Genomic DNA, 25,565 nt, shown 5'->3' with positions numbered 1-25,565 from the left:
CATGAGCTACGAACTGCGCCGTCGCCTTTGGGCGGCCATCCTCATCCTCGGCTTCTTCGCGGCCTGGGAATTCCTCTGCCTCGCCCTTCAGGTCTCCGATCTGGTCCTCCCCCGCCCGAGCCAGGTCTTCGCGACGCTGGTTGCCCGCCTCGGCATCCTCTGGCCGCATGTGCTGCAGACCCTCTGGACCACGATGATCGGCTTCGTCCTGGGCGTCACTGTCGGGGTGATCATCGGGGCGGCCATCGGCGTCTCCCGCACCGCCTACGACACGGTCTATCCTTTGCTGATCGGCTTCTCCTCGATCCCCAAGGTCGCGGTGGTGCCGATCTTCGTGCTGTGGTTCGGATCGGGCGCGACGCCGGCCATCCTCACCGCCCTGGCGATGTGCTTTTTCCCGATCGTCGTCAACATCGCGACCGGTCTCGCCACCACCGAGCCGGAACTGGAGGACGTCCTGAAGTCGCTCGGCGCCAGCAAGCTCGACATCCTCTGGAACGTCGGCCTGCCCCGCACCATGCCCTTCTTCTTCGCCTCGCTGAAGATCGCCGTCACCTTCGCCTTCGTCGGCAGCGTGCTGTCCGAAACCGTCGCCTCCAACAAGGGCATCGGCAACGTGATGATGACGGCCTCCTCGAACTTCGACGTGCCGCTGGTCTTCGCCGGCCTCTTCCTGCTCGCCGCCCTCGGCATCCTGCTCTACGTCGCCTTCTCGCTGGTCGAGGCGCGCGTCACCGGCTGGGCCACCCGCCGCCAGGGCTTTGCTGCCGCCTGAACCTTCACCCCGAAACGGAGCCTCCCATGTTGAAAAAGCTTCTCTCGACGCTTGCGCTCGGCCTTTGTCTGAGCGGGCCGGGCCTGAGCGGACCGGCATTGGCCGAAACCAACATCAAGTTCACGCTCGGCTGGAAGACCCAGGGCTCCGACGCTCCCTTCCTGCTGGCGCAGCAGAAGGGCTACTTCAAGGCCGAAGGGCTGAACGTCACCATCGACCAGGGCGAAGGGTCGGCGGCCACCGTGACCCGCATCATGTCGGGTGCCTATGACGCCGGATTCGGCGACATCAACGCGATCATCCAGAACGCGGCGACCCGCCCCGGCGATGTGCCGATCATGGTCTATCAGCTCTGGAACAAGCCGCCCTTCGCGATCGTTTCGAAGAAGACGACCAACATCACGAAGCCCGCCGATCTCGTCGGCAAGAAGCTGGGCGGCGCCCAGGGCACCCCGACCACCCGCCTCGTGACCGTGCTCGGCACGCTCAACAAGGTCGATATGGGCAAGGTCGCCATCGAGAACATGGGGCCGAACCTGCAGGAGCCGATGCTGATCAAGGGCGACATCGACGGCGCCCTGGTCTTCAACATCACCAGCTGGTTCAACCTGATCAACAACCGCCAGGATCCCGCCAAGGACTACAACTGGCTGCTGTTCGGCGAATTCGGCCTCGACCTCTATTCCAACGGCATGATGGTTTCCCAGAAGCTGATCAAGGAAAACCCGGACGCCGTCGCCGGCCTCGTTCGCGCGGTCAACAAGGCAGCGGTGGAGATCGGCGTGGATGCCGAGGCCGGTGTGAAGGCGGTCCTTGCCTACGACAATCTGGCCAAGGAGGAGCTTGAGCGCGCCCGCATGAAGTTCTCCTACGAGCAGCTCATCCTGTCGCCCGAAGTCGAGCGGCTCGGCCTTGGCGACGTGGACGACGCGCGCCTCGCCCGCTCGATCGGCATCATGGTCGAAGGCTACCAGCTGACCGCCACGCCCAAGCCGGAACAGGTCTTCACCCGCCAGTTCCTGCCGCCGCCGGCCGACCGCAAACTCGCCTACAAGACCAACTGATCGCAGGAAAAGCCCGGCCGGAACAGCGGCCGGGCTTCACGCATGGGGGAAAAGATGAACGTCGCCCGGCCGGGAATGGTCACCAGCCCGCATCCCCTGGCATCCGAAGCCGGGGCCGCCGTTCTGGCGAGGGGCGGTACCGCCATCGAAGCGGCGGTCGCCATCGCCGCCAGCCTGTCCGTCGTCATGCCGCATTTCTGCGGGATCGGCGGCGACGCCATTTGGCTGGTGGCGGACCGGCAGGGTCGGCAACGCTGCTTCCTCGGCATCGGACAGGCGGCGGGCCATCTTCCCGCCTATGAGGCTGCGATCCCCCTGCGCGGCCCCGCCTCGACCGTCACCTCGGCCTGCGCGGTCGACAGCTGGGGTCGTGCGCTTGCCTACAGCGCTGGGCAATGGGGCGGCACCCAACCCTTCGCCGATCTCCTCGCCCCCGCCATTGCCCAGGCCCGGGACGGCTATGTCCCCAGCCGCTCGCAACATTTCTGGTTCGATTTCCGGCGCGGCGAGATCCCGCACTGGGGACGTTTTGCGGATCATTTCAGCGCCGTCCCCGGCGAACTCTTCAAGCAGCCCGGTCTCGCCCGCAGCCTCTCCCTGCTGGCCGAGGACGGCTGCCGGTCCTTCTATGACGGGCGGCTCGGACGGCAGTTGGCCGAGGGATTGGCCGCCGCGGGCTCTCCCCTTGGTGCCGCGGATCTGGCGGCGACCCGGACGCGGGAAGAGGCCCCCGTCAGCCTGGACTACCGCGGGCTGACCCTGCTGGCCCCGCCTGCGCCGACGCAGGGCCTTTCCACGCTGGCGATCATGGGCATTCTCTCCCACTTCGACTTGGCGGCCCTGCCCCCTTCGAGCCCGCTCCGCTACCACCTGCTGGTCGAGGCGGTGAAGCAGGCGTTTCTGGACCGGCCGCTCATCGCCGATCCCGATTGTTCCGAGCCATTGCCCAGGGACTTTCTCGACCCGCAGCGTCTGGCCGGCAGGGCCTCGGCCATTGAAACGACGCGCGCCCTGGCGTGGCCCCATCCCTACCGCCATGGCGACACGGTCTTCTTCGCCGCAACCGACGAGCAAGGGCGCTGCGCGAGTGTTCTGCAGAGCACCTACTTCGACTGGGGCAGCGGTGTCCTGATTGGCGATACCGGCATCCTCTGGCAGAACCGTGGCGCGGCGTTCTCGACCGTTTCCGGCGACCGCAACGCGATCAAGCCCGGCAAGCGGCCCTTCTACACCCTGAACCCTGGCATCGCCCTCAACAAGGGGGAGCCCCACCTTCTCTACGGCACCCAGGGTGCGGACGGCCAGCCGCAGACCCTTTCCGTGCTGCTCACCGGCTTGATCGATTACGGCATGACGCCCGAGGAGGCGCTTGCCCAGCCCCGCTTCCTTCTGGGAAAGACATTCTCCGACAGCCGAGACAGCCTCAAGATCGAGGCGTCCCTGGGCGAGGCCGCGATCGAGGAACTTGCCGCTCTGGGGCATGAGGTGGCGCCCCTTCCGGCCTTGTCGCCGATCTTCGGCCAGGCAGGGGCCATCAGCCTCACCGATGCAGACACCATTCACGGCGCCCATGACCCGCGTGGCGAAGGCAAAGCGATTCGATCTCAAGCCCGTTCCTTTATCAAATAGCTCCCAAGCGACTTCAGCCACCTGGGATGCCAAAGGCATAGACTTTCCCCACCCTCGGCCCACGATGAAGAACTTTGCCTGTGTCTTCATGAAGGAGCGATGCGGTTCGGTGTTGTCTGCCACTTGATAGGAGGTGCCGGCTGATGTCCCGGGTTGCCGCTCCTTCTGCGTCATCCCGACGGGTTCAGCTCGTGCTGGCGCGGCCTCGGCGATAGCGTGCGGCTGTTCCTGCCTTGGAGTGCAGGACCGGTGGAACCGGCGCTTCAAGCCCTCCGCACCGTTTCAGAGAAATGCCGCACTTCGTGCTCCAACGCCAAGAAGCTGTGGGTCACGAGGTGATTGGCTTCCAACACCGCGCCCGCCGAATGATCGGCGATCAAAACAATCTTCGCCACGCTGTCGATGGAACCGGCGACGGTGCGGGCCCCGGCGGCGGCCTGCGCGGTCTGGGCGGCCAGCGCTTTGACTTCGTGCGCCACCACCGCGGCTCCCGGCGACGGCTGTCATTGAACATTAACGCAAGCGGCAGCGGTACCGCCGGTACAAGACGAGGCATCCGACAACCGATCCTCACGCCAATCCGGGAGCATTGTGCCGCCATGACCCTCCGACTTGCCGTAGCCACCACCGCCGCCGTGGTCCTCGCCACCGGCACCGCTGCCGCCGCGACCAAGCTCACCGTCTACACCGCGCTCGAACCCGAACAGCTCGGCCCCTACAAGAAGGCGTTCGAGACCGACAACCCCGACATCACCATCCAGTGGGTGCGCGATTCCACCGGCGTGGTGACCGCCAAACTGCTTGCGGAAAAGGCCAACCCCCAGGCCGACGTCGTCTGGGGCCTGGCCGCCTCCAGCCTGATGATCCTGGACCAGCAGGGGATGCTGGACGGCTACGCCCCCGCCGGCCTCGCCACCATCAAGCCGGAATTCCGCGATGCCAAGGACCAGCCGACCTGGGTCGGCATGGACGCCTGGATGGCGGCGCTGTGCTTCAACACGGTGGAAGCCGGCAAGAAGAACCTGCCCAAGCCCCAGTCTTGGGCAGACCTGGCCAAGCCGGAATACAAGGGACAGGTGGTGATGCCGAATCCGGCGTCGTCCGGAACCGGCTTCCTGGCCGTGTCGGGCTGGATGCAGATCATGGGCGACAAGCCGGCGTGGGAGTACATGGACAAGCTCCACGACAACGTCGCCGTCTACACCCATTCCGGGTCCAAGCCGTGCAAGATGGCGGCGGCGGGTGAATACCCCATCGGCCTGTCCATCGAATACACCGGCGCCCAGCAGAAGACCAAGGGTGCCCCCATCGACGTGATCCTGGCCTCCGAAGGCACCGGCTGGGACATGGAGGCCACCGCGATCGTCAAGGGCACGAAGAACCTGGACGCCGCCCGCAAGCTGGCCGACTGGGCCTCCACCGACAAGGCCGCCAAGCTCTACACCCAGTATTACGCCGTGGCGGCGGTGAAGGGGGTGAGCAATTATCCCGCCAATTACCCGGCCAACGCCGAAGCGGCGATGATCAAGAAGAACGACTTCGCCTGGGCCGCCAGCAACCGCGACGCCATCCTGGCGGAGTGGAGCAAGCGCTACAACGCCAAGTCCGAACCGAAGTAAGTCCACCGCTCCGCCTCGCCGCGGCTCCCGTCCGATGGGGGCCGTGGCGAGCGTGTTCGTACGCATATGAGGCTGCCATGACCGCGACGCCGTACCTGCGCCTTTCCAACGTCGTCAAGAGCTTCGGCGCCTTCCAGGCGCTCAAGGATGTCTCGCTCGACATCGAACGGGGTGAATTCGTCTGTTTCCTGGGGCCGTCCGGCTGCGGCAAGACCACCTTGCTGCGCATCATCGCCGGCCTGGACCCGCAGACGGCAGGGACGGTGGAAATCGGTGGGCGCGACGTGTCGCGGCTGCCGCCGTCGGCGCGCGACTACGGCATCGTGTTCCAGTCCTACGCCCTGTTCCCCAACCTGACGGTCGCCCGCAACATCGCCTACGGCCTGAAGCTCAAGCGCAAGGCGGAGGAGGAGCGGGTGCGCGAGCTGCTCGCCCTGATCGGTCTGCCGGACATCGGCGCGAAGTTCCCTTCCCAGCTTTCCGGCGGACAGCAACAGCGGGTGGCGCTTGCCCGCGCGCTGGCGCCGTCGCCGGGCCTCTTGCTGCTGGACGAACCGCTGTCGGCGCTGGACGCCCAGGTGCGGCTGCACCTGCGCCGGCAGATCCGCGAGCTTCATTGCCGGCTGGGCATCACCACCATCATGGTCACCCACGACCAGGAGGAAGCGCTGACCATGGCCGACCGCATCGTGGTGATGAACCACGGCGAGATCGTCCAGACCGGCACGCCCGGCGCCATCTACCGGGCGCCGGCCACCCCCTTCATCGCCGATTTCGTCGGCACCATGAATTTCCTGAAGGGCTCGGTGGACGACTCCGGGCGTATCCGTCTGGGATCGGTCCATCTGCACAGCGATCAGCCTCTGACTCCGGGGGCCGACGTGACCGTGTGCGTGCGGCCGGAGGATGTGGTGATCCACCGCCCCGGCCCCGTGAACACCGTCGACATGCGCATCGAAGCCATGGAATTCCTGGGGCCGTTCCACCGGGTGCGGCTGGCCGCCGACGGGTTCGGGGCGCAGCCGCTGACCGCCGACTTCTCGGCCAACCTCGTGCGCGACCACCGGCTTGCCACCGGCGACCGCCTGCCGGTGACCTTGCCGGCGGAGCATCTGCGCGTCTATCCGGTGGCGTGACCCCATGCACGCCAAAACCCTTCCCCTGCGCATGAAGCGCACCGGCGACTCCCTGGTTCTGGATGGGGTGCTGGTGCTGCTGGGTTTGTTCCTGGTGGCCTTCATCGTGCTGCCCCTGGTGATGGTCGCGTTGCGCAGCGTGTACGACCGCAACGACGCCTTCGTCGGGCTGGCGAACTACATCGCCTTTCTCGACACGCCGTCGCTGTCGCAATCCATCGGCAACAGCGTGACCATTGCGCTGGTGTCCACCATCATCACCACGCTCCTGGCCTTCGCCTACGCCTACGCCATCACCCGCACGGCCATGCCGGGCAAGGGCGTGTTCAAGGCGCTGGCGCAGATCCCCATTTTGGCGCCGTCGCTGTTGCCGGGAATATCGCTGGTCTATCTGTTCGGCAACCAGGGGCCGTTGCGCTTCCTGCTGATGGGAGAGAGCATCTATGGCCCCATCGGGATCGTCCTGGGGGAGGTGTTCTACACTTTCCCCCATGCGGTGATGATCCTGACGGTCGCTCTGTCCACCGCCGACGCCCGGCTTTACGAGGCGGCGGAATCCCTGGGGGCCGGGCCGCTGCGGCGGTTCTTCACCATCACCGTGCCCGGCGCGCGCTATGGCCTGATTTCGGCGGTGTTCGTGGTGTTCACCTTGGTCATCACCGACTTCGGCGTGCCCAAGGTGGTGGGCGGCCAGTACAACGTGCTGGCGACCGACGTCTACAAGCAGGTGGTCGGCCAGCAGAATTTCGGCATGGGGGCGGTGGTCGGCATGGTGCTGCTGCTGCCGGCGGTGCTCGCCTTTGCCGCCGACTGGATCGGCCAGCGCAAGCAGACCGCCTTGCTGTCAGCCCGCTCCGTGCCCTATGTCCCGTCGCGCCGCCCGTGGTGCGATGGGGCGATGTTCGCCCTGTGCACGCTCATCGCCGGCCTGCTGGCCGGCATCCTGGGCACGGCGGCCTTCGCGTCCCTGATCCGCTACTGGCCGTACGATCTGACCCCGACGCTGGCGCACTACGCCTTCGCCGAGGTGGATGAGACGGGGTGGCGGTCCTACGGCAACAGCCTGATCCTGGCGGGGCTGACGGCGGTGATCGGCACCGTGACGGTGTTCGCCGGGGCCTATCTGGTGGAACGCGGCCCGGCGTCGGCGGGGATCAAGGCGGCGGTGCGGTTGCTGGCGATCCTGCCGCTGGCGGTGCCGGGGATGGTGCTGGGCCTGGCCTACATCTTCTTCTTCAACCACCCCGGCAACCCGATGAACGCGCTCTATGGCACCATGGGAATCCTGGTGCTGTCCACGGTGGTGCATTTCTACACCGTCAGCCACCTGACCGCTGCCACGGCGCTGAAGCAGTTGGATGCGGAGTTCGAATCCGTCTCCGCCAGCCTGAAGGTGCCGGTGTGGCGCACCTTCTTCCGAGTGACGGTGCCGCTGTGCCTCCTGGCCATCCTCGACATCGCCCTCTATTTCTTCGTCAACGCCATGACCACGGTGTCGGCGGTGGTGTTCCTCTACGCTCCCGACACCAAGCCCGCCTCGGTCGCGGTTCTGAACATGGACGATGCGGGTGAGATCGCCGGGGCGGCCGCGATGGCGATGATGATCGTCTACACCTCCGCCGCCGTGCGCCTGCTGCATACCGGCGCGTCCCACTGGTTGTCCCAGCGCACCCAGACATGGCGGAGACGCTGATCGTCGCGTGAAGCGCCGGCACGGTCACAGGGCTGCCGGCGCCCTCTCCCGCGCGATGTCCAGGAACGCGCGCACCACCGCCAGACGGCGGCGTTCGCGCAGGCAGATGACGTATTCGTCCATCTCCAGCGCCGCACCGGCGACGGGCACCAGCACCAGACGCGGGTCTCCGGTGAATTCCGCCGCCGAGATGAAGCCGACGCCCAGGCCCGCGGCCACCGCTTCCACCACCGCCTCGCGGCTTTCGATGTCCAGGGTATCGCCCATGGGCAGGCTGGCATTTTCAAACGCCCGTTCGATCAAACGGCGGGTGACCGATCCCGGTTCGCGCAGGATCAACCGCTGATCGGTCAGATCCTTCAACGACACCGCCCGCCGCCGGGCCAGCGCATGGCCACGGGGAAACAACGCCTGCACCGGATCGCGGCGCAGCGGCAGCACATGCAGCCGTGAATCGCCCGGCGCGTCGGCCAGCACCGCCACGTCGATGCGCGTGTCCAGAAGCCCCGCCAGCAAGGTTTGGGTGTTGCCGACGGTAAGCGAAATCCTCGGTCCCGGATGCTGCCGGGTGAAGGCGGCGATCAGCGGCATGGCGTGCACCGGCCCGTCCGCCCCCACCGTCAGAGTCCCCGCGTCCAGAAGCCGCGCCCCGGCCAGCAGTTCCAGCGCCTCCTGCTCCGCCGCGAACAGACGGCGGGTGATGGCGAACAGCCCCTCGCCGATGCTGGTCGGGGTTACCGTGCGGCGGGAACGGTCCAGCAGCAGGACGCCATACGCCTCTTCCAGCGCCTTCACCTCCTGCGACAGCGTGGGCTGGGTGACGTTCAGCAGCCGGGCCGCCTTGGTGAACCCTCCCTCCGCCGCCACGGTGTGGAAGGCGCGGAGTTGCGCGACGTTCATGGATTTCATCTATGAGACCATAGGCAGAATTGATTGGAGTTATGATGCCCGAGCGCGTCAGAAAGGTCCACCCCACCGCCCCCCAAAAGGAGGAGAGGCGCGATGCCCGATCCCTTGCTGCTCACCCCCGGCCCCCTGACCACCACGCGCACCGTGAAAGAGGCGATGCTGCGCGACTACGGTTCGCGGGACGGGGAATTCATCGCCATCAACACCCACATGCGCGCCCGCCTGACCCAGCTTGTGGACGCCGCCGGCACCCATGTGGCGGTTCCGGTCCAGGGCTCCGGCACCTTCGCCGTGGAGGCCATGATCGGCACGTTGGTGCCGCGCACGGGCCGGTTGCTGGTTCTGGTCAACGGCGCCTATGGCAAGCGCATGGTCCGCATCGCCGAGGTGGCGGGCCGCTCCGTCACCATGATCGAAACGCCGGAAGACGTGCCGGCCTCTCCCGCGGCGCTTGACGCCGCCCTGGCCGCCGACCCGACGGTTAGCCATGTGGCCGTCGTCCAATGCGAAACCACCGCCGGCCTGCTGAACCCGGTGGAGGACGTGGCGCGGGTGACGGCGACGCACGGCCGGCGCCTGCTGATCGATGCCATGAGTTCCTTCGGCGCCCTGCCGCTGTCGCGCGCCACCGTGCCGTTCGAGGCGGTGGCCGCCTCGTCCAACAAATGCCTGCAGGGGGCGCCCGGCTTCGGCTTCGTGATCGTGGATCGCGACGCGCTCGCCGCCGCCGCTGGAAACGCCCACGCGCTGACGCTCGACCTGCACGACCAGTGGCGCGGATTCGAGGCCAACGCCCAATGGCGCTTCACCCCGCCCACCCACGTGATCGCCGCCTTCGGCCGGGCGCTGGCCGAGCACGAGGCTGAAGGCGGAGTGGAGGGCCGCGGCCGCCGCTACGCCGACAACTGCCGCATCCTGGTGGACGGCATGCGGACGCTGGGATTCCAGACGTTGCTGCCCGACGCCCTGCAGGCGCCGATCATCGTCACTTTCCGCATGCCCGCCGACCCGGCCTTCGTCTTCGCCGAATTCTACGACCGCCTGCGCGAGCGCGGTTTCGTCATCTATCCCGGCAAGCTGACGGTGGCCGACAGCTTCCGCATCGGCTGCATCGGTCAGTTGGGGGCGGCAGAGATGACCGCCGCCGTCGCCGCGGTCCGCGCCACGCTGGCCGAGATGGGCGTCGCGTCGGGCGCTCCTTGATCCTCCCTGTCCCACGAAAGTCCGATCCCATGAGCTTCGTCTATTCGCGCCGCTACACCGGTCCGCTCCAGGCGGTGGTCCTCGACTGGGCTGGAACCACGGTGGACCATGGTTGCCTCGCCCCGGCCGGCGCCTTCATGGAAGCGTTCCGCCGGTCTGGCGTCACGATCACGCTGGAGCAGGCCCGCGCCCCGATGGGCATGGCCAAATGGCACCACATCCAGGCGATCACCCGCATGACCCCGGTGACGGACGCCTGGATCGCCGTCCATGGCGCCGCCCCGACCGATGCCGACGTCGACCGCCTCTACGACACCTTCCTTCCCTTGCAGGTCGAGGTGGTGGAACGGCATTCCGACCTGATCCCCGGCGCCGCCGAGACGGTCGCCGCCATGCGGGCACGCGGGCTGAAGATCGGCTCGACCACCGGCTATCCCCGTCCGGTGATGGACGTGGTGCAGCGCGTCGCCGCCGCCCAGGGCTACAAGCCCGACGTCACCGTCTGCGCGGGCGAGACGCCGGCCGGGCGGCCGGGGCCGGCGATGGCTCTGCGCTGCGTGATCGAACTGTCGGTGTCTCCCGTCGAAGCCTGCGTGAAGATCGGCGACACCGTGGTGGATGTGGAAGAGGGACTGAACGCCGGCATGTGGACCATCGCGGTGGCCGACACCGGCAACGAAGTGGGCTTGCCGCTCGCCGACTGGCAGGCGCTGTCCACCGAGCGGCGGGAGGCTCTGCACCAAGCCGCCGCCGACCGTCTGGCGCGGGCCGGCGCCCATTATGTGGCCCGCTCGCTGGCCGAGGCGCTGCCGCTGCTCGACGCCATCGAGGCGCGTCTGGCCCGCGGCGAGAAGCCGTGACGGCTGGTCACCCCGCCGCTCCGGCGATCGACCGGGCCGATGTGGTGGTGGCCGGCGCCGGAATACTCGGGCTCGCGGTCGCCTGGGCGTTGGGCCGGCGCGGCTGCCGGTCGGTGCTGGTGGTGGACCGCCACCCGCCGGCTACCCAGGCCACGGCGCGGGCCGCCGCCCTGTTGACCCGCGCCCGCGGCGACGCGGCGACGGCGGCGCTGGTGCGCGGCACCTACGACGCCATCGCGTCGCTGGAAGAGGAGCTGGGCGAGGATCTCGGCTTGCGCCGGTTCGGCACGTTGCATGTCGCCGCCAGCTCGGCTCGCGTCGAGGCGCTGCACGGCCTGACTGCCGATGGCACCGATCCCTTCGAATGGCTGGACGGCGAGGAGGCCGCCCGCCTCGCCCCCTGCCTGTCGGCGGAGGCGGTCGGGCGCGCCCTCTTCATGCCGCTGGACGGCTTCATCGACCCTGTGCGGCTGGCCGACGCCTACCGCCGGTCGGCGCGGCGTGCCGGCGTCCGGGTCCGGAGTGGGTTGTCCGTGCGGGCGGTGCGCATGGAGCATGGCCGCGTCGCCGGAATCGACACCGACCGGGGCTTCATTGCGGCGCCGGTTGTGGTGAACGCCGCCGGGGCCTGGGCGGCGGGGCTCGCCTGGACCGTCGGGGTCGGGCTGCCGCAGGCGCCGGTGCGCAGCCAGTACTGGATCACCGAACCGCGCCCGGACCTGTTCCCGCACGGCCTGCCCACGCTGGTGATGCCCGACGCCGGCGCCTACGCCCGGCCCGAGCTGGGGGCGCTGCTGTTCGGGCTGCGGGGCCGCCGGTCGGTGGCCTTCGATCCGGCGGCGCTGCCCAACGACACCGGGGGCCTCGACCTCGCTGACTCCGATGGCGGCTGGGAGACGCTGGAGGAGGGATGGCGGCCACTGGCCCGGCTCTGTCCGCCGCTGTTCCAGGCCGGCATCGCCCATTATCTGTCCGGCCTCTCGACCTACACCGTTGACGGCCGCTTCGTCCTGGGAGCCGTTCCGGAAGTGGAGGGCCTGCTGATGGCGACGGGCTGTTGCGGTGCCGGAATCGCTGCGTCGGGCGGCATCGGGCAAGCGGTGGCGGCGCTGGCCCTGGGAGAGGTGGCACCGATCGACCTCTCCCCCTTCGCTCCCGGCCGACTGGGTGCGGTCGATCCCTTTTCTCCATCGCTGCGCGCCGCCTGCGCCGCCGCCCGTTCCGGCAAGACCGCCGGCTGATCCACGAGGAAGCTCCGATGCAGGCCGATCGCTCCGAAGGCGACATCAATCTCGGGCCACGCCGCGCCCGCTGGATGGCGGAGGCGCTCGGCCCACGGTCGCGCGCATTGGTGGAGCGCGACGCCGCCGCCTTCCTGCGGCAATCCCTGTCCACGCCCTGTCTTTCGGCCATCCGCAAGGCGGAAGGCATCTGGATCGAGGACATGGACGGCCGCCGCTTTATGGATTTTCACGGCAACAGCGTTCATCACATCGGCTATGCCCATCCTCGAATGGTCGCGGCGTTGAAGGCGCAGATGGATGGGCTGACCTTCGCCCCACGCCGCTTCGCCTGCGAACCCGCGGCGGAACTGGCGGAGCGTCTGGCGGCGTTGGCGCCGACCGGCCCCGGCAGCCGCGTGCTGTTCGCCCCCGGCGGATCGGAAGGGATCGAGATCGCGCTGAAGCTCGCCCGCGTCGCCACCGGCCGCTTCAAGACGGTCTCCTTCTGGGACGCTTTTCACGGCGCCGGCTTCGGCGCCTCCGGCGTTGGCGGCGAGGCGCTGTTCCGCTCGCACGGGATCGGGCCGCTGCTGCCGGGAACCGAGCATGTTGCGCCCTTCGCCTGCGCGCGCTGCCCCTACGGTTTCGCCCCCGCCCCCGGCGGCGGCCCCGACCTCGACGCCTGCCGGATGACCTGCGCGCGCATGCTGCGCTATGTGCTTGAGAAGGAGGGAGATGTCGCCGCCGTCGTGGCGGAGCCGGTGCGCGCCGTTCCCTACGTTCCGCCGCCGGGCTTCTGGGCCGAGGTGCGGCGGGCCTGCGACGCGGCCGGCGCCCTGCTGGTTTTCGATGAGATTCCGACCGGCCTCGGCAAGACCGGCAGCCTGTTCAGCCACGAACCCTTCGGTGCGCGGCCGGACATCCTGGTTCTGGGCAAGGCGCTGGGCGGCGCCATGCTGCCGCTGGCGGCGGTGATCGCCCGCGCCGGGCTGGACGTGGCCGCCGACCGCGCGCTCGGTCATTACACCCACGAAAAGAACCCGCTGCTCGCCCGTGCCGGTCTGACCACCCTGGACATCGTTCGGGACGAAGGGCTGGTGGAGCGGGCCGCCGAACTGGGAGTCCATGCGCTGGACCGTCTGCACGACCTGACGGCGAAGACGCCCGGCGTGGCCGGCATCCGGGGAGCGGGGCTGCTGATCGGCGTGGAATTGGCCGATCACGAGGGCCGCGACGCCGCCGACCGGGCTGAGGCGGCCTTCTATGCGGCTCTCCGCCATGGATTGAGCCTGAAGATATCGCAGGGAACGGTCCTGACCTTGTCCCCACCTCTGACCGTTTCACGCACCGAGCTGGACCGGGCTTTGGCGATTCTCGCGCGGGCGATCGGGTAGGCCACTCGGACCGCAATCCCGATGCCGTGAGTACACCGACGCCGGCCCGCCGATTGTTCCGTCCGGAGCTTTCCTTGGAGCGGTGGACAGAAGGTTGTGCGGCCTGTCGCGCCGAGGGGCTGTTCGAGCGCGCCGATTTCGAGCCCTTTGCGCGGGGTTGCGCCGTCGCCTTGCCCAGGTCGGGGAACGCCAGCGGCTTGCCGCCGAGGCCGCCGAAGCCGCACGCAAACCGACCGTGATGACCGGCCGGCTGGACGAGTTCGGGGGCGGGGTCCGCCCGCGGAGGGACGGCATCGACTGGCAGAGCTTGGAACAGAAACAGCCGCCCATCACCATTTCCAAACGGGCTCTGACGAATCCGGAATTCGTTCCGCGGGCTTAGAACCAAAGATTATGTTCGACAGCGCGAACGCCAAGCAATGGTTATCAATGCCAGGGTCTCCGGATCAGGAAGGAGGAACGCCATGGCAATTATTCTCGGAACATCCGGAAACGACACCCGCTACGGCACCGACGGCGCCGACACAATCGAATTATATGCCGGGAACGATACGGGCTATGGTCGGGCCGGCAACGACCGCATCCTGGCCGGCAGCGGCAACGACCGCATCTACGCGGACTGGGGGGTCGGCTGGGGCAACGATACCGTCTACAGTGGCAACGGCAACGACACGTTGTCAGGCGGCGAAGGCAACGATCAAATCTACGGCGAACAAGGCGCTGACCGCCTCTATGGAGACGGTGGCTCCGACACTCTTTATGGGGGGAGCGAAGCGGACAGCCTTTGGGGTGGTGACGGCAACGATCGCATCTTTTCCGATTGGGGCCCCGGCTGGGGGAACGACCGCGCCTACGGCGGCAATGGTGACGACACCATATCGGGCGGCGACGGCAACGAGGAGCTGCATGGCGAGGCGGGCAATGACCGGCTGTATGGCGACAACGGTGACGACACCCTGAACGGAGGCAGCGGCAACGACATGCTGTACGCCGGCGACGGTTACAACGAGTTGGCCGGCGGCGACGGGATCGACACCTTGTACGGCGGCGATTCCGGTGGCACGCGCTTTCTTGGTGGCGCCGGGGCCGACTTCCTGCATGGTGGCGCTTCTGACGATCTCTTGACCATCGATTCCAGGAACGGCGTCGACCAAATGTGGGGCGGCGGCGGACAAGACCTGTTCGGGGTTGATTACGCCTATGCCTACGCGATCGCCGAAGACGGCGTAGCCGACCAATTGTCGGCGATCATCAAAGATTTCCAGATGGGCGTCGATTACGTTTTCAAGAACGAATGGCTCCTCAAGGGCGTCAATTCGGTCGATGGCGGGGCCGGTGTCGAGTTCGTGTTCACTCATTTCGAAAACACGGCCCGTTTTAAGCTCGAAGGACTCGCCTACAGCGACGCGCGGAACTACGCCATGTCTATGAGCCAGGACGGAGTGACGGCGAACTGGAATGATGCATTCACCACTTTGTAATGGTGGTCTGCATTCTTTGGACATTCTTCGGGAAGCAGAGCGGCGGCGACCCGCCAGCCAAGCCGGCTGGAGCAGCATGGTGCATGTAAAGGTGTGGCCATCCCCTTCGGCGCTGTCACGGCTCGATGCGCTGCACAGCGACGGACACACCGGAACGGCCGGAGCGCGAGCAGGCTGATGGCGGGCGCCGCTGTGACTTTGTGGTCCGGCGGCGTGATTCCCTGCGTTTTATGTGAAGTTCATCACATGTTTTTCAGCTCGGACTCCGCGACGGTTCACACATAAGAGTGCAACGTGTCGCGCGGCGGGCATGCCATGTCATCGAAGAAGCTTAGGAACGTCTATGTCGCCGGGAAGCGCACCAGCATGCGGCTGGAGGACGCCTTCTGGGAGGGTCTGGAAGAAATCGCGCAGAAGGAAAGCCTCACATTGGGAGAGTTGTGCAACCGCCTCGCCGAACGGGTGGAGGCCGTGGATGCCAGCAACCTGTCCAGCGCCGTCCGGGTCTACGTGCTGGAGTACTTCAGGGCAGCCACGCCGAGGCCGGAAGAGGCTCGCTACGGGTTGGCCATAGCCGCCGAGTGACAGAGCCGCGCGGGCGCGCGGCCCGGATACTCCCCGGGCCGGGTGGATCACATTTGCCCTGCTCACCGCAGCGGCAATCCGTTTCATCGCCAAGCGCCTCGCCGCATTCTGAAAACCGACCCCGGGCGCTCACGCCATCCGTAGGCACGATGGCGACGGGGAGGCCGTCGCCGTTGGCTTCCGTCGCGTGGACGGCTCCATGCCCTACTTGGAGCCTTCAACCTTCTTGCGTCCCTCGATGGCGGGCTCGCCCGTTCCGTTGGCGCGGAGGAGCACCGCCTCGCCCGACGCTGGAAAGACGCCGGTCAAGGCGGTCACCACCACTTGGTGGGTGACCAGCACGACCGGCGCGCCGTCGGCAGGCAACCCGGCCAGGAAGCGGCGCAGCGACGCGATCTGTGCCGCCTGCTCGTCTCGCCGCTCGAAGAAGGAGTTGAGCACCGGAAGCTCCTGCACGGGCCCGATCTCCAGAAGTCGCGCGGTCTCCAGGCAGCGGCACCACTGGCTTGAATAGACGACGGCCGGCCGGCCGGCGACCTTCCGCAGCAGATCGCCGGTTCGCCGGGCTTGTTCACGGCCGTTTGCGTCCAGGTTGCGCTGGGTCGCGCAGTCGCGGAGTTGAAAGTGCGGCGGATCGCCGACTCCGGGCGCCTCCGCGTGCCTCATGAGGACGATCAGCCCCTTCGGATCAACCGTGTCCGGGGTCGTTGCCCAACTCCGCGAAGCGGAGCAGGCGATCAGACTGACGGCGAGCGCGGCGGCCAGCGACCTGCGGCGGACAACCTTCGGCATCGGACCACGGCGGTTGGTGATGGATCGACGACACCGATATTGATCGCGTGGGCCGAAGGCCAAGCCCGCCATGTGGCGTCTCCCCAGGCTGGGCGCTTCGCAACAGGGCGCGAGCGGGATCAGGCTCGACCCAGCCGCGCCCCCGTCCGAAGGGCGAGGGCTGGCGCGGACCTCAACACCCGACCAGTTGCCCCACCCCGTCACCGCCCTTTCCCACCGTGACGGTTCGGCCGTGATGCGCCGACAAGCTCGCGCGGTGCCCGACGCTGACCACCGTGGTGCCGGGCAGACGTTCGGCCAGCAGGCCATACAACCGCGCTTCGGTCGCGGGATCGCAGGCGGATGTCGCCTCGTCCAGGAACAGCCAGCCGGGCCGGTGCAGCAGGGCGCGGGCGAAGGCGACGCGCTGCTGCTCGCCGCCGGACAGGCGCAGCGCCCAATGATCCTCCTCGTCCAGCCGCTCGGCGAAAGCGCTCATCCCCACGGCGTCCAGGGCGGCGCGCACCGCTTCGCCATCGAACGCCTCCGGTGCCGAGGGATAGGTGACGGCGGCGCGCAGGCAGCCGATGGGCATGTAGGGCTTCTGCGGGAGATGCATGGCGTCCGCCCCGGCGGGCAGGCCGATGCGCCCGCGCCCGAACGGCCAGATGCCGGCCAGCGCGCGGAACAGCGTGCTCTTGCCCGAGCCGGACGGGCCGGTGACCAGCACGCGCTCCCCCGGCTGAACCGTCAGGTCGGCGCGAAGGAACGGCGCCCCGCCCCGAGGCAAGGCCAGTTCCACCCCCTCCATCCGCAAGGCGCGGTCCGGCCCGGCGGCGCGCTCGATCTGCGGAGCGGTCCGCGCCACCCGCCGGACCTCCTGCACCGCCTGGCGGAAACCGACAAGGCGGCTGGTCGTGGCGTGCCAGTCGGTCAGGCTCACATAGGCGTCGATGAACCAGGACAGGGCGCTCTGCACCTGCCCGAAGGCCTGCGCGGTCTGCATCAGCGCGCCCAGCGGAACCGCACCGGAGAAATAGCGCGGCGCGGCGACCAGCAGCGGGAAGATGATCGCCACCTGTTCATAGGCGGAGGTGAACCAGACCAGCCGCTTCTGCGTGCGCATGATCGCCCACCAATTGTCCACCACGCGGGCGAAGCGTTGGGCGAAGCCGCGCTGCTCCTGCGCCTCGCCGCCCTGCAGGGCGACGCTCTCCGCGTTCTCGCGCAGGCGGACGAGCGCGAAACGGAAGTCGGCCTCGTATTTCTGCTGGTCGAAGCTCAACCGGGCAAGCGGACGCCCGATCCGGTGGGTCAGCCACGTCCCCACCACCGCATAGGCCAGCGCCACCCACACCATATAGCCGGGAATCGCCAGTTCCACACCGAACAGCGCCACGCTCAACGTCCCCGACAGGCTCCACAGCATCGCCAGGAAGGACACCAGCGTGACGAGGTTGGTCAGGAAGCCCAGCGACAGGCTCAGCGTCAGTTGGACGAAGCCGCGCAGATCCTCGGCGATGCGCTGGTCCGGGTTGTCGGTCGGGGTGCCGGCGAGTTGAAGCCGGTAATAGGTCTGCCCCTCCATCCAGTCGCCCAGACAGCGGTGGGTCAGCCAGCGCCGCCAGCGGATCTGCAGCATCTGATTCAGGTAGAGCCGGTACACGGCGACCGCGATGTAGACCAGCGCCAGCCCGCCGAACAGCAGGAGCTGATCGACGAAGGCGCTCTGGTCTTTCTCCTGGAGCGCGTTGAAGATGGCTCCGTTGACCTCGGTCAGTTCGACGGTGATGAAGACCACGCCCAGATTCAGCGCGACGATGGCGGCCAGCAGCCCCCACGCCGTCCAGCGCTCCTCCGACGACCAATAGGGACGGCTCAGCGTCCAGACATCCCGCAGGAAGCGGAACAATGTCCAGACGTCCCGCTTCCTGCGGGACAGCGCGGCGGCGCGTTTTGGATTGGCCTCGGTCGGCATGGCGGGCTGGTCCGGCAAGGAGGAAACCGTCCCTGCCGAATAGCACCGCGCCGCATGAAAAGCCTATGAATTCGCTGTCACCGTGCGGCCGGCCGCCGCCCTACCGGTCACCGCGCAGGACGTCGCGGCTGGCCAGCACGGCACCGCCCATGATCAGGGCGCAGGCCGCCCAGACGGTCCAGCCCCCCGCCGCCTGCCCGAACAGGATCAGCAGCAGCGTGGAGGTCAGCGGCGTGGCGTAGGACAGCACGCCCAGCGCCCGGATGTCGCCGCGCTTCACCCCGTGGTCCCACACGAAGAAGGCCGCGCCGACCGGCCCGATCCCCATGGCGAGCACCGCCAGCCACTCGCCGCCGGACGGTGCCACCGTCGTCTCGAACAGCAGGTGCGACAACCCGGCCAGCACCGCCGTGGCGAGGCAGAAGCCGCCGACCGCCTCGGTCGGGACATCGCCGAAGCGGCGCGACAGCACCGAATAGGATGCCCAGAGCACCGCCGCGGCCATGGCCGACAGGTAGCCCGGCGTGTCCGCGGCGTCGAGCGACAGGCCGCGCCCGCCTCCCGTCACGATCAGCACCGTCCCGGCGAGCCCGCACAGTGCGCCCAGCAAATGGCCGCGCTTCAGCCGCTCTCCCGGCAGCAGGGCGGAGAACAGGACGATCAGCAGCGGCCAGAGATAGTTCAGCAAGTTGACCTCGACCGCCGCACCGGGGGCGAGGCGAAAGGCCAGGAAATAGAAGAAGTGGTACCCGAACAGCCCGGCGACGCCGAGCAGCCAGACCCGCCAGGGTTGACGCAGCACGCCGATCACGTCCTTGCCCCGCGCGGCCCCCGCCGCCGTCCCGACGACGAAGGCGACGCCGAAGGACATCGCCACGAGCTGGAACGGCGGAATGGTCCCCGACAGCGCGGTCAGCAGCGCCAGCGTGGACCACATCAGGATGGCCAGACCGCCGATGGCGGTGGCGCGGCGGACCGCGGCCGGGTCGGACGCCGCGGCGGTCGGGTGGTTCCGGGGCAGAAGGTTTTCGGTCGGGAGGCTATCGGTCGACATGGCGAACGCTTAGCGCAAAGAAGGACGGCAGGCAATTGGACTGTCCGGCACCGAACCTGTGCGTGTATCCTGCCGTCCGGCGGGCCGCAGGCCGCCCCTCCGCCCGCATCGTCCCCTCCCCCGACCACGGCTCCCCTCTTGCCCACCGAAGCCCTTCTCGCCGTCCTGGCCGGCGCCCTTCTCCATGCCGGCTGGAACACCGCCCTGAAGGCCGGCGGCGGTAACGCCTCCGACGCGGTCCTGGTGGTCGCCGGTTCCGCCTTCATCGCCCTGCTGCTGCTCCCCGTCGTTCCGGCGCCGTCGCTCGCCAGCGCGCCTTATCTCGGCGTGACGGCGGTGCTGCACGTCGCCTATTTCCGGCTGCTCGCCGCCGCCTACCGCGACGGGGCGATGAGCCACGCCTATCCGCTGATGCGCGGCACGCCGCCGCTGCTCGTGGCGCTGTGCAGCGGCCTGCTGCTGGGCGAGGGGCTGTCCGCCGGCGCCTGGATGGGAACGCTGCTGGTTTGCGGCGGAATCCTCGGGCTGACCCTGCTGGGGCGGGGACCGGCCCTGTCGGGATCATGGCGGGGCAACGCCTGCGCGCTCGCCAACGCCCTGGTGATCGCCGCCTACACGGTGGTGGACGGCATCGGCGTGCGGCTGTCCGGCGCCCCGGCCGGCTACACGCTGTGGTGCTTCCTGCTGTTGAGCGTGCCCATGGTGGGCGGGGCTCTGCTGCGCGACGCGCGGGGCTTCCTGAGCCACGCCCGCCGGCGCTGGATGGTGGCGCTGGCCGGCGGGGCGGCCAGCATCGCCTCCTACGGGCTCGCGCTCTGGGCGATGACCCTGGCGCCGGTCGCCGTGGTGGCGGCGCTGCGCGAGACCTCGATCCTGTTCGCCATGGCGCTGGCCGCGCTGGTGCTCAAGGAGCGGGTCGGCCCGGTGCGGCTGGCCTCGGGAGCCGTCATTGCGCTCGGTGCCGTGTCGCTGCGCCTCGCAGCCTGACGGCGCCACCGATCAGCCGGTCTACGGGAGGACGGCGAGGGCGTTCCGGCGCCTCAGAAAAGCCCGTTCAGCAGAGACCCGCGCCCGCTGTAGCCGCCGCTTCCCCCGGTGAGGATGCCCAGCGCCCCGGAACTGGCCGTGGTGCCGCCGGTCAGCAGGGAGGTCAGGCGTTGAAGCTGCGGCGTCTGCTGGAGCGGGTTGTCGCCCTTGGCCGGCTGCTTGGCGATGGTGTCGTAGTCCTTGCTGTAGTCGCCCATGCGGAGCTGGAGGCCATAGTTCTTCTCCTCCTTGGCCGCCACGCCCTTGTCGCGGGAAACGCGCAGCGTGTAGTCGCCGCGGTCGAGCGACAGCGTGCCCGCCTCGAACTTCTTGTAGGCGTCGTAGGTGGAGCCGGCCTCGCTGTTGCTGTCGGCGACGATCTTGCCCTGCTTGTCCATCAGTTGGACGCGCACGCCCGTGTCGCCGACCCGGCCGAGGGCGACCTCGCCCGGCGTCGCCAGCGTGAACTTGTAGAAGTCCGCCGGATCGTTGGCGGCCAGCGTGCTGAGCACGTTCAGGCGGCTGGTGTCCTTCACCAGGGTGCCGACGTTGGTGGCGAAGGGCGCGGCGTTCAGGGCGGACTTGCGGACGGTCTGCTCATACTCCTGAACCTCGCCGCTGGGCTTGGCGTCGGTCGCCTGTTTGGCCTGCTCCTGGACGCGCTTCATCGCCGCGTCGATGGACGTCTGAAGGCTCTGCGCCAAGCCGCTGATGTCGCTCATTCCAACCATGGCACGCCCCTCCGACCGACAGTCCTCGCATTCGTCGGGCCGCCTCTTGCAGACGGCGGGCCAAAAGGCTTTCCATGATTTTCAATGGGTTGAGCGGCAGCCGCATCACGAGGACCGGCAAGATCTGCGCGCCGTGCGGCAGGAATTGCCGGGGTTACGCTTCCACCAGCGCGAATTTGTCGACGTCCACCAGCCCACGGTCGGTGATCTTCAGATGCGGGATCACCGGCAGCGGCAGGAAGGCCAGTTGCAGGAAGGGCTCGGCCAGCGGGCAGCCCATCTCGCGCACCGAGGCGCGCAGGCTGCGCAGATGGCGCTCCACCGTCTCGAAGGGTTCCAGGCTCATCAGCCCGGCCAGCGGCAGGGCCAGCTCGCCGACCACCTGACCGTTGCGCACCGCGACGAAACCGCCCTGAAGCTCGATCAGGCGGTTGACGGCGATGGCCATGTCCTCGTCCGACGCGCCGACCACGCAGATGTTGTGGCTGTCGTGCCCGACCGAGGAGGCCAGCGCGCCCTCGCGGAACTGGAAGCCGCTGGCGAAGCCGCGCCCGACATTCTGGTTGGTGCCGTGGCGGGCGAAGACGCAGATCTTCAGGATGTCGCGGTCGGGATCAGCCACCAGCTTCCCATCCTTCGCCGGCACCTCCAACCGCAGATGGGCGGTGATGATCTTGCCGGGCAGAACGCCGATCACCGACTGGACGGAGCCGCGGGCGGGCACCGCGAAATCCTCCGCCGTCACCGGGTGGAGCTTGACCGAGCGCAGGCCCACCGGGCTGATCGCCGGACGCCCGGCGAAGGTCTCCGGCGTCACCACGCGCCCGTTGCGGATCACCCGGTTGACCGCGCACTCCTCCAGGTCGTCCAGCAGGACGAGGTCGGCGCGCTGCCCCGGCGCAATCAGCCCGCGGTCGAACAGGCCGAAGCCGCGCGCCGCCGACCATGTGGCGGCGCGGTAGACGTGGGCCAGCGGAGCGCCAAGCCGGATCGCGCTGCGGATCAGATGGTCCATGTGCCCCTCCTCGGCGATGTCGAGGGGGTTGCGGTCGTCGGTGCAGAAGCCCAGGAAGGGCGAAGTTTCCGGCTGGATCACCGGGGCCAGCGCGTGCACGTCCTTCGACACCGACCCGTCGCGGATCAGCACCTGCATGCCCTTGCGCAGCTTCTCCATCGCCTCCGGGGCGCTGGTCGTCTCGTGGCAGTTGCGGATGCCGCAGGAGAGATAGGCGTTCAGCTCCCGCCCGCTGAGCAGCGGGGCGTGGCCGTCGATGTGGCGCCCGTCGAAGGCGGCCAGCTTGTCCAGAACCCCGTCCACCTTGTGGAAGACGCCGGGGAAGTTCATGAACTCCGCCAGCCCCAGCACCTTCGGGTGGTCCTTGTGGCGCAGCAGGTCCGCCGCCTCCAGCCGCGCGCCCGACGTCTCCAGCTCCGTCGCCGGGACGCAGGAGGAGAGCTGCACCCGCAGGTCCAGCACCGTTCCCTCGGCGCAGTCGAGGAAGTAGCGCAGGCCCTTCTCGCCCAACACGTTGCAGATCTCATGCGGGTCGCAGATGGCCGTGGTGGTGCCGCGCGGCAGGACGCAGCGGTCGAACTCCATCGGCGTGACGCAGGTGGACTCGCAATGGACGTGGGTGTCGATGAAGCCCGGCACGACGGTCAGCCCGCGCCCGTCGATCTCCTCCGCCCCGTCGTAGGACTCATAGGTGCCGATGATCCGGTCGCCGCAAAGGGCGATGTCGCCCGCGGCGGTCTCGCCGGTGACGACGTTGAGGAAGCGGGTGTTCTTGATGACCAGATCGGCCTTCGTCTCGCCCAGGGCCTGGCCGATGCGCGTCTTCAGTTCGTCCCGGGTGACCGCCATAGCTCCGCCTCGTCCTGCCCATTCCAACTCTTCTTTAGGTAAATGGCCGGACGGGACCCTTCAATCGTATTTTCCGTAACATCAATTGCGCGCTCAGTCACCCGGGCGACTTGCCAGTTCGATCACCGGTCCGGTGCCGCGGTAGTCCGGGTAGTTCCAATAGGTGCGCGGCTCCAGCCGGTAGGCCGGAAGGCCATTGCCCAGCGAGTAGACCGGCCCGCTTCCACCATAGCCGACGCCGTAATCCGCCCAGCGGGTCCCCCCTTCGTCTCCGCAAGCCGTCAACATCAGAAACAGAGCGGCAACGAAGAATTGAGCGAAACTTCCAATGATGGCTGTCATGGGCTTCATGATCCACCAGCCTGTTCCGACGCGTTGCGCTCCCATGAAGACAAACACGCCGGAACCTTCAGTATTCCCAAAAAATTAGTTCGCTCAAAACGCAATGTGCGCTTTGCCTAGTTCCGCTCCAATGGTGACGCGTCAACGTGTCATAGAACGATTTAACGCTTCGGAAACCAATGGGCACCTCATTATCGTCATGCACAGAGGCGGCCCAAGACCGCCGCAATGGGGGCGTCCAAAATGTTGAAAGCGCTTAAGAATCTAAAGATCGGACCGAAGGTCTATCTTCTCGTGGGGCTGCAGGCGGCGGTGGCCGCGGTGACCGGCCTGATGGGTCTGGCCGCCATGCAGGATCTGGCCGGCAAGTCCGAGGCCATCGAACGCGCGTCGGACCGGCAGGTGCTGGGCGAGCAGCTCAACGGCCTCGTCCTGGCCGTCGTCATGGACTCGCGCGGCGTCTACATGGCCCGCGACCGGGCCGAGGTGGACAAGTTCGGCAAGCCCCTGCTGGACAGCCTGAACACCCTCGGCGAGCGGCTCGGCACCCTGAAGCGCCTCACCCCGGCGGAGGGGCAGGCCGCGCTGGCCCCGGTGGCGGCGAAGGCCGAGGAGTTCATCCGCTTCCGCACGGAACTGGTGCGCCTCGCCCGCGAGAAGGGCGCCGTGGAAGCCCGCACCTACGGCGACAACGACGCCAACCGCAGCAACCGCCAGGCGCTCAACGGCGCGATCCAAGCGCTCAGCGCCGATCAGGACGGCATGATCGACCGCCTGCACAACGAATTGGTGTCGGCCCGTCAGCATTGGACCACCCTGATGCTCGCCATCGGCGTCGGCGGCGTGCTTTTCGGCGTCCTGCTGGCCGTTCTGGTCGCCCGCGACATGATCGCGCGCCCCATCGCCCGCATGACCGCCGCGATGAAGACCATCGCCGCCGGCAACACCGCGGCCGAGGTGCCCGGCACCGGTCAGGGCGACGAGGTCGGCGACATGGCGGAAGCCGTGCTGGTCTTCCGCGACGGGCTGCGGCGCGCCAACAATCTGGCCGAGCAGGAGCGCCGCGAGATCGACGTGCGCCGCCAGCGGCAGGAACGGCTGGAGGCCCTGACCCACGGCTTCACCCAGAAGATCGAGGGGCTGTGCCGCACCCTGAACGGTGAGGCCGACAACATCCGCAGCAGCGCCGAGTCGCTGACCCATTCCGCCGCCGACGCCTCGCGCCGCAGCTCGACCGTCGCCGCGGCGGCGGAGCAGGCCACCGGCAACGTCCAGACCGTGGCGGCGGCGACCGAGGAGCTGTCCACCTCCATCGGTTCGATCAGCCAGCGCCTCGGCGAGGCCGCCCGCATCGCCAGCGAGGCGGAGCGCGAGGCCCAGCGCACCAACAGCACCATCCAGGGCCTCGCCCAGGCGGCGGAGAAGATCGGCGCGGTGGTCAACCTCATCACCGAGATCGCCAGCCAGACCAACCTGCTGGCGCTGAACGCCACCATCGAGGCGGCCCGCGCCGGCGAGGCGGGCAAGGGCTTCGCCGTGGTGGCGCAGGAGGTGAAGAGCCTCGCCAACCAGACCGCCCGCGCCACCGAGGAGATTTCCGCCCAGATCGTCGCCATCCAGAGCGAGACCCAGCAGGCGGTCGGCGCGATCAGTGGCATCGTCGGCACCATCGAGCGGATCAGCGACATCAGCACCAACGTCGCCGCCGCGGTGGAGCAGCAGGGCTCCGCCACCCAGGAGATCGCCCGCAACGTGCAGGAGGCGGCGATCGGCACGCAGGAGGTTTCCTCGACCATCTCCGGCGTGTCGCAGTCCGCCGACCACACCGGCGAGGCCGCCGGTGGCCTGCTGAGCGCCGCCAAGGGTCTGTCGGTCCATGCGCGCACCCTGCAAACCGACGTGGACGACTTCACCCGCCAGATGAAGGCGGTCTGACCCTTCCCCCTCCTCCCCGGACTTTGTGCCGGGGAGGAGGCTTTTCCCGACGCATCCTTTCCACTGACGCGCCCCAAGCGTTCGAAGCTTACCCGCCGATTACCCCTTTTGATGTAGATCAATGCCGCGCCAGCTTCGAAACTGGTGCAATGCCGGCGAGCGTTTCGCGCCCAAATACCCCTACAATCGATAGGGATTACGCCGCGCCGTGGGTTTCCCGCCTCGGGTTCCCCAGGACGCGCCGTGGCGTGCTGCGCATCCGGCGTCCGGCAAACGGGCGGCCAGCGGATCAA

General features: G+C 68.2%; 22 protein-coding genes. 14 read left to right on the top strand and 8 right to left on the bottom strand.

Going from position 1 to position 25,565, the window contains the following annotated elements; genetic code table 11:
- Position 1 precedes the first annotated feature (1 nt).
- The 3 genes from H0B54_RS17910 to H0B54_RS17900 are packed head-to-tail and all read left to right on the top strand — an operon-like array spanning position 2 to position 3,468.
- Positions 2–775 (top strand): ABC transporter permease, encoded by a 774-nt coding sequence (locus H0B54_RS17910; RefSeq protein ID WP_188261446.1) that lies wholly within the window; start codon positions 2–4, stop codon positions 773–775.
- A gap of 26 nt (positions 776–801) precedes the next feature.
- Positions 802–1,839: an ABC transporter substrate-binding protein gene (locus H0B54_RS17905; protein ID WP_188261445.1), complete on the top strand. Its 1,038-nt coding sequence runs from the start codon at positions 802–804 to the stop codon at positions 1,837–1,839.
- A 54-nt stretch (positions 1,840–1,893) separates the two neighbouring features.
- Positions 1,894–3,468 (top strand): gamma-glutamyltransferase family protein, encoded by a 1,575-nt coding sequence (locus H0B54_RS17900; protein WP_188261444.1) that lies wholly within the window; start codon positions 1,894–1,896, stop codon positions 3,466–3,468.
- Between the two features lie 263 nt (positions 3,469–3,731).
- Here the strand turns inward: H0B54_RS17900 and H0B54_RS17895 are convergent, their stop codons facing one another.
- A complete protein-coding gene (locus H0B54_RS17895) occupies positions 3,732–3,947 on the bottom strand; it encodes a hypothetical protein (protein ID WP_188261443.1) in 216 nt (71 codons plus the stop codon).
- Positions 3,948–4,067: 120 nt separating this feature from the next.
- On the opposite strand from H0B54_RS17895, the gene H0B54_RS17890 reads away from it, so the two are divergent.
- The 3 genes from H0B54_RS17890 to H0B54_RS17880 all read left to right on the top strand — a co-directional run bounded on the left by H0B54_RS17890 (position 4,068) and on the right by H0B54_RS17880 (position 7,916).
- Positions 4,068–5,087, top strand: a complete 1,020-nt coding sequence (locus H0B54_RS17890) for a putative 2-aminoethylphosphonate ABC transporter substrate-binding protein (RefSeq protein WP_188261442.1) — start codon at positions 4,068–4,070, stop codon at positions 5,085–5,087.
- A gap of 77 nt (positions 5,088–5,164) precedes the next feature.
- Positions 5,165–6,223 carry a putative 2-aminoethylphosphonate ABC transporter ATP-binding protein gene (locus H0B54_RS17885; protein WP_188261441.1) on the top strand — a complete coding sequence of 353 codons (1,059 nt, stop codon included), beginning with the start codon at positions 5,165–5,167 and terminating at the stop codon, positions 6,221–6,223.
- Between the two features lie 4 nt (positions 6,224–6,227).
- A complete protein-coding gene (locus tag H0B54_RS17880) occupies positions 6,228–7,916 on the top strand; it encodes a putative 2-aminoethylphosphonate ABC transporter permease subunit (RefSeq protein WP_188261440.1) in 1,689 nt (562 codons plus the stop codon).
- A gap of 24 nt (positions 7,917–7,940) precedes the next feature.
- Here the strand turns inward: H0B54_RS17880 and H0B54_RS17875 are convergent, their stop codons facing one another.
- A complete protein-coding gene (locus tag H0B54_RS17875) occupies positions 7,941–8,816 on the bottom strand; it encodes a LysR substrate-binding domain-containing protein (protein WP_246472592.1) in 876 nt (291 codons plus the stop codon).
- 102 nt (positions 8,817–8,918) lie between these two features.
- Here H0B54_RS17875 and H0B54_RS17870 point away from each other — a divergent pair, with 102 nt between their 5' ends.
- The 6 genes from H0B54_RS17870 (at position 8,919) to H0B54_RS17845 (ending at position 15,571) form a co-directional block, all read left to right on the top strand.
- A complete protein-coding gene (locus H0B54_RS17870; RefSeq protein WP_188261438.1) occupies positions 8,919–10,028 on the top strand; it encodes a 2-aminoethylphosphonate--pyruvate transaminase in 1,110 nt (369 codons plus the stop codon).
- 29 nt (positions 10,029–10,057) lie between these two features.
- Positions 10,058–10,888, top strand: a complete 831-nt coding sequence (gene phnX, locus H0B54_RS17865; RefSeq protein WP_188261437.1) for a phosphonoacetaldehyde hydrolase — start codon at positions 10,058–10,060, stop codon at positions 10,886–10,888.
- Positions 10,885–12,129: an FAD-dependent oxidoreductase gene (locus H0B54_RS17860; protein WP_188261436.1), complete on the top strand. Its 1,245-nt coding sequence runs from the start codon at positions 10,885–10,887 to the stop codon at positions 12,127–12,129. Before phnX ends, H0B54_RS17860 begins: the two co-directional genes overlap by 4 nt.
- Before the next feature lie 17 nt (positions 12,130–12,146).
- A complete protein-coding gene (locus H0B54_RS17855) occupies positions 12,147–13,505 on the top strand; it encodes an aspartate aminotransferase family protein (RefSeq protein ID WP_188261435.1) in 1,359 nt (452 codons plus the stop codon).
- A gap of 464 nt (positions 13,506–13,969) precedes the next feature.
- Positions 13,970–14,986, top strand: coding sequence for a calcium-binding protein (locus H0B54_RS17850; RefSeq protein WP_188261434.1), 1,017 nt, complete (start codon positions 13,970–13,972; stop codon positions 14,984–14,986).
- Between the two features lie 315 nt (positions 14,987–15,301).
- Positions 15,302–15,571: a ribbon-helix-helix domain-containing protein gene (locus tag H0B54_RS17845; RefSeq protein WP_188261433.1), complete on the top strand. Its 270-nt coding sequence runs from the start codon at positions 15,302–15,304 to the stop codon at positions 15,569–15,571.
- 204 nt (positions 15,572–15,775) lie between these two features.
- Here the strand turns inward: H0B54_RS17845 and H0B54_RS17840 are convergent, their stop codons facing one another.
- From H0B54_RS17840 to yddG, 3 genes are all read right to left on the bottom strand, one after another.
- Positions 15,776–16,435 (bottom strand): histidine phosphatase family protein, encoded by a 660-nt coding sequence (locus tag H0B54_RS17840; RefSeq protein ID WP_246472591.1) that lies wholly within the window; start codon positions 16,433–16,435, stop codon positions 15,776–15,778.
- A gap of 100 nt (positions 16,436–16,535) precedes the next feature.
- On the bottom strand, positions 16,536–18,338 hold the full coding sequence (locus H0B54_RS17835) for an ABC transporter ATP-binding protein/permease (RefSeq protein WP_343068967.1): 1,803 nt from the start codon (positions 18,336–18,338) through the stop codon (positions 16,536–16,538).
- An 82-nt stretch (positions 18,339–18,420) separates the two neighbouring features.
- On the bottom strand, positions 18,421–19,374 hold the full coding sequence (gene yddG, locus H0B54_RS17830) for an aromatic amino acid exporter YddG (protein ID WP_188261432.1): 954 nt from the start codon (positions 19,372–19,374) through the stop codon (positions 18,421–18,423).
- Positions 19,375–19,512: 138 nt separating this feature from the next.
- Between yddG and H0B54_RS17825 the strand changes: the two genes are divergently transcribed.
- Positions 19,513–20,361 (top strand): DMT family transporter, encoded by an 849-nt coding sequence (locus H0B54_RS17825; RefSeq protein ID WP_188261431.1) that lies wholly within the window; start codon positions 19,513–19,515, stop codon positions 20,359–20,361.
- A gap of 53 nt (positions 20,362–20,414) precedes the next feature.
- On the opposite strand, the gene H0B54_RS17820 is transcribed toward H0B54_RS17825, so the two are convergent.
- The 3 genes from H0B54_RS17820 to H0B54_RS17810 form a co-directional block, all read right to left on the bottom strand.
- The gene (locus tag H0B54_RS17820; RefSeq protein ID WP_246472590.1) at positions 20,415–21,122 is read right to left on the bottom strand and encodes a hypothetical protein; all 708 of its coding nucleotides are present in this window, start codon (positions 21,120–21,122) and stop codon (positions 20,415–20,417) included.
- A gap of 163 nt (positions 21,123–21,285) precedes the next feature.
- Positions 21,286–22,995, bottom strand: a complete 1,710-nt coding sequence (ade, locus tag H0B54_RS17815) for an adenine deaminase (RefSeq protein ID WP_188261429.1) — start codon at positions 22,993–22,995, stop codon at positions 21,286–21,288.
- A gap of 93 nt (positions 22,996–23,088) precedes the next feature.
- On the bottom strand, positions 23,089–23,337 hold the full coding sequence (locus tag H0B54_RS17810) for a hypothetical protein (RefSeq protein ID WP_246472589.1): 249 nt from the start codon (positions 23,335–23,337) through the stop codon (positions 23,089–23,091).
- Between the two features lie 243 nt (positions 23,338–23,580).
- Between H0B54_RS17810 and H0B54_RS17805 the strand changes: the two genes are divergently transcribed.
- Complete coding sequence (locus tag H0B54_RS17805; RefSeq protein ID WP_188261428.1) at positions 23,581–25,272, top strand: methyl-accepting chemotaxis protein; 1,692 nt, start codon at positions 23,581–23,583, stop codon at positions 25,270–25,272.
- Positions 25,273–25,565 lie beyond the last annotated feature (293 nt).

Source organism: Azospirillum tabaci, assembly GCF_014596085.1.
Taxonomy (GTDB): Bacteria; Pseudomonadota; Alphaproteobacteria; order Azospirillales; family Azospirillaceae; genus Azospirillum; species Azospirillum tabaci.
Note: the sequence above shows the minus strand (reverse complement) of the source record. Positions and strands in the feature narration are given on the sequence as shown.

Excerpts from the sequence above, each read along its gene's own strand:
- H0B54_RS17910 (WP_188261446.1), top strand. The coding sequence starts at position 2 with ATGAGCTACGAACTGCGCCGTCGCCTTTGGGCGGCCATCCTCATCCTC.
- H0B54_RS17905 (WP_188261445.1), top strand. The coding sequence starts at position 802 with ATGTTGAAAAAGCTTCTCTCGACGCTTGCGCTCGGCCTTTGTCTGAGC.
- H0B54_RS17900 (WP_188261444.1), top strand. The coding sequence starts at position 1,894 with ATGAACGTCGCCCGGCCGGGAATGGTCACCAGCCCGCATCCCCTGGCA.
- H0B54_RS17890 (WP_188261442.1), top strand. The coding sequence starts at position 4,068 with ATGACCCTCCGACTTGCCGTAGCCACCACCGCCGCCGTGGTCCTCGCC.
- H0B54_RS17885 (WP_188261441.1), top strand. The coding sequence starts at position 5,165 with ATGACCGCGACGCCGTACCTGCGCCTTTCCAACGTCGTCAAGAGCTTC.
- H0B54_RS17880 (WP_188261440.1), top strand. The coding sequence starts at position 6,228 with ATGCACGCCAAAACCCTTCCCCTGCGCATGAAGCGCACCGGCGACTCC.
- H0B54_RS17875 (WP_246472592.1), bottom strand. The coding sequence starts at position 8,816 with ATGAACGTCGCGCAACTCCGCGCCTTCCACACCGTGGCGGCGGAGGGA.
- H0B54_RS17870 (WP_188261438.1), top strand. The coding sequence starts at position 8,919 with ATGCCCGATCCCTTGCTGCTCACCCCCGGCCCCCTGACCACCACGCGC.
- phnX (WP_188261437.1), top strand. The coding sequence starts at position 10,058 with ATGAGCTTCGTCTATTCGCGCCGCTACACCGGTCCGCTCCAGGCGGTG.
- H0B54_RS17855 (WP_188261435.1), top strand. The coding sequence starts at position 12,147 with ATGCAGGCCGATCGCTCCGAAGGCGACATCAATCTCGGGCCACGCCGC.
- H0B54_RS17850 (WP_188261434.1), top strand. The coding sequence starts at position 13,970 with ATGGCAATTATTCTCGGAACATCCGGAAACGACACCCGCTACGGCACC.
- H0B54_RS17845 (WP_188261433.1), top strand. The coding sequence starts at position 15,302 with ATGTCATCGAAGAAGCTTAGGAACGTCTATGTCGCCGGGAAGCGCACC.
- H0B54_RS17840 (WP_246472591.1), bottom strand. The coding sequence starts at position 16,435 with ATGGCGGGCTTGGCCTTCGGCCCACGCGATCAATATCGGTGTCGTCGA.
- yddG (WP_188261432.1), bottom strand. The coding sequence starts at position 19,374 with ATGTCGACCGATAGCCTCCCGACCGAAAACCTTCTGCCCCGGAACCAC.
- H0B54_RS17820 (WP_246472590.1), bottom strand. The coding sequence starts at position 21,122 with ATGAGCGACATCAGCGGCTTGGCGCAGAGCCTTCAGACGTCCATCGAC.
- ade (WP_188261429.1), bottom strand. The coding sequence starts at position 22,995 with ATGGCGGTCACCCGGGACGAACTGAAGACGCGCATCGGCCAGGCCCTG.
- H0B54_RS17810 (WP_246472589.1), bottom strand. The coding sequence starts at position 23,337 with ATGACAGCCATCATTGGAAGTTTCGCTCAATTCTTCGTTGCCGCTCTG.
- H0B54_RS17805 (WP_188261428.1), top strand. The coding sequence starts at position 23,581 with ATGTTGAAAGCGCTTAAGAATCTAAAGATCGGACCGAAGGTCTATCTT.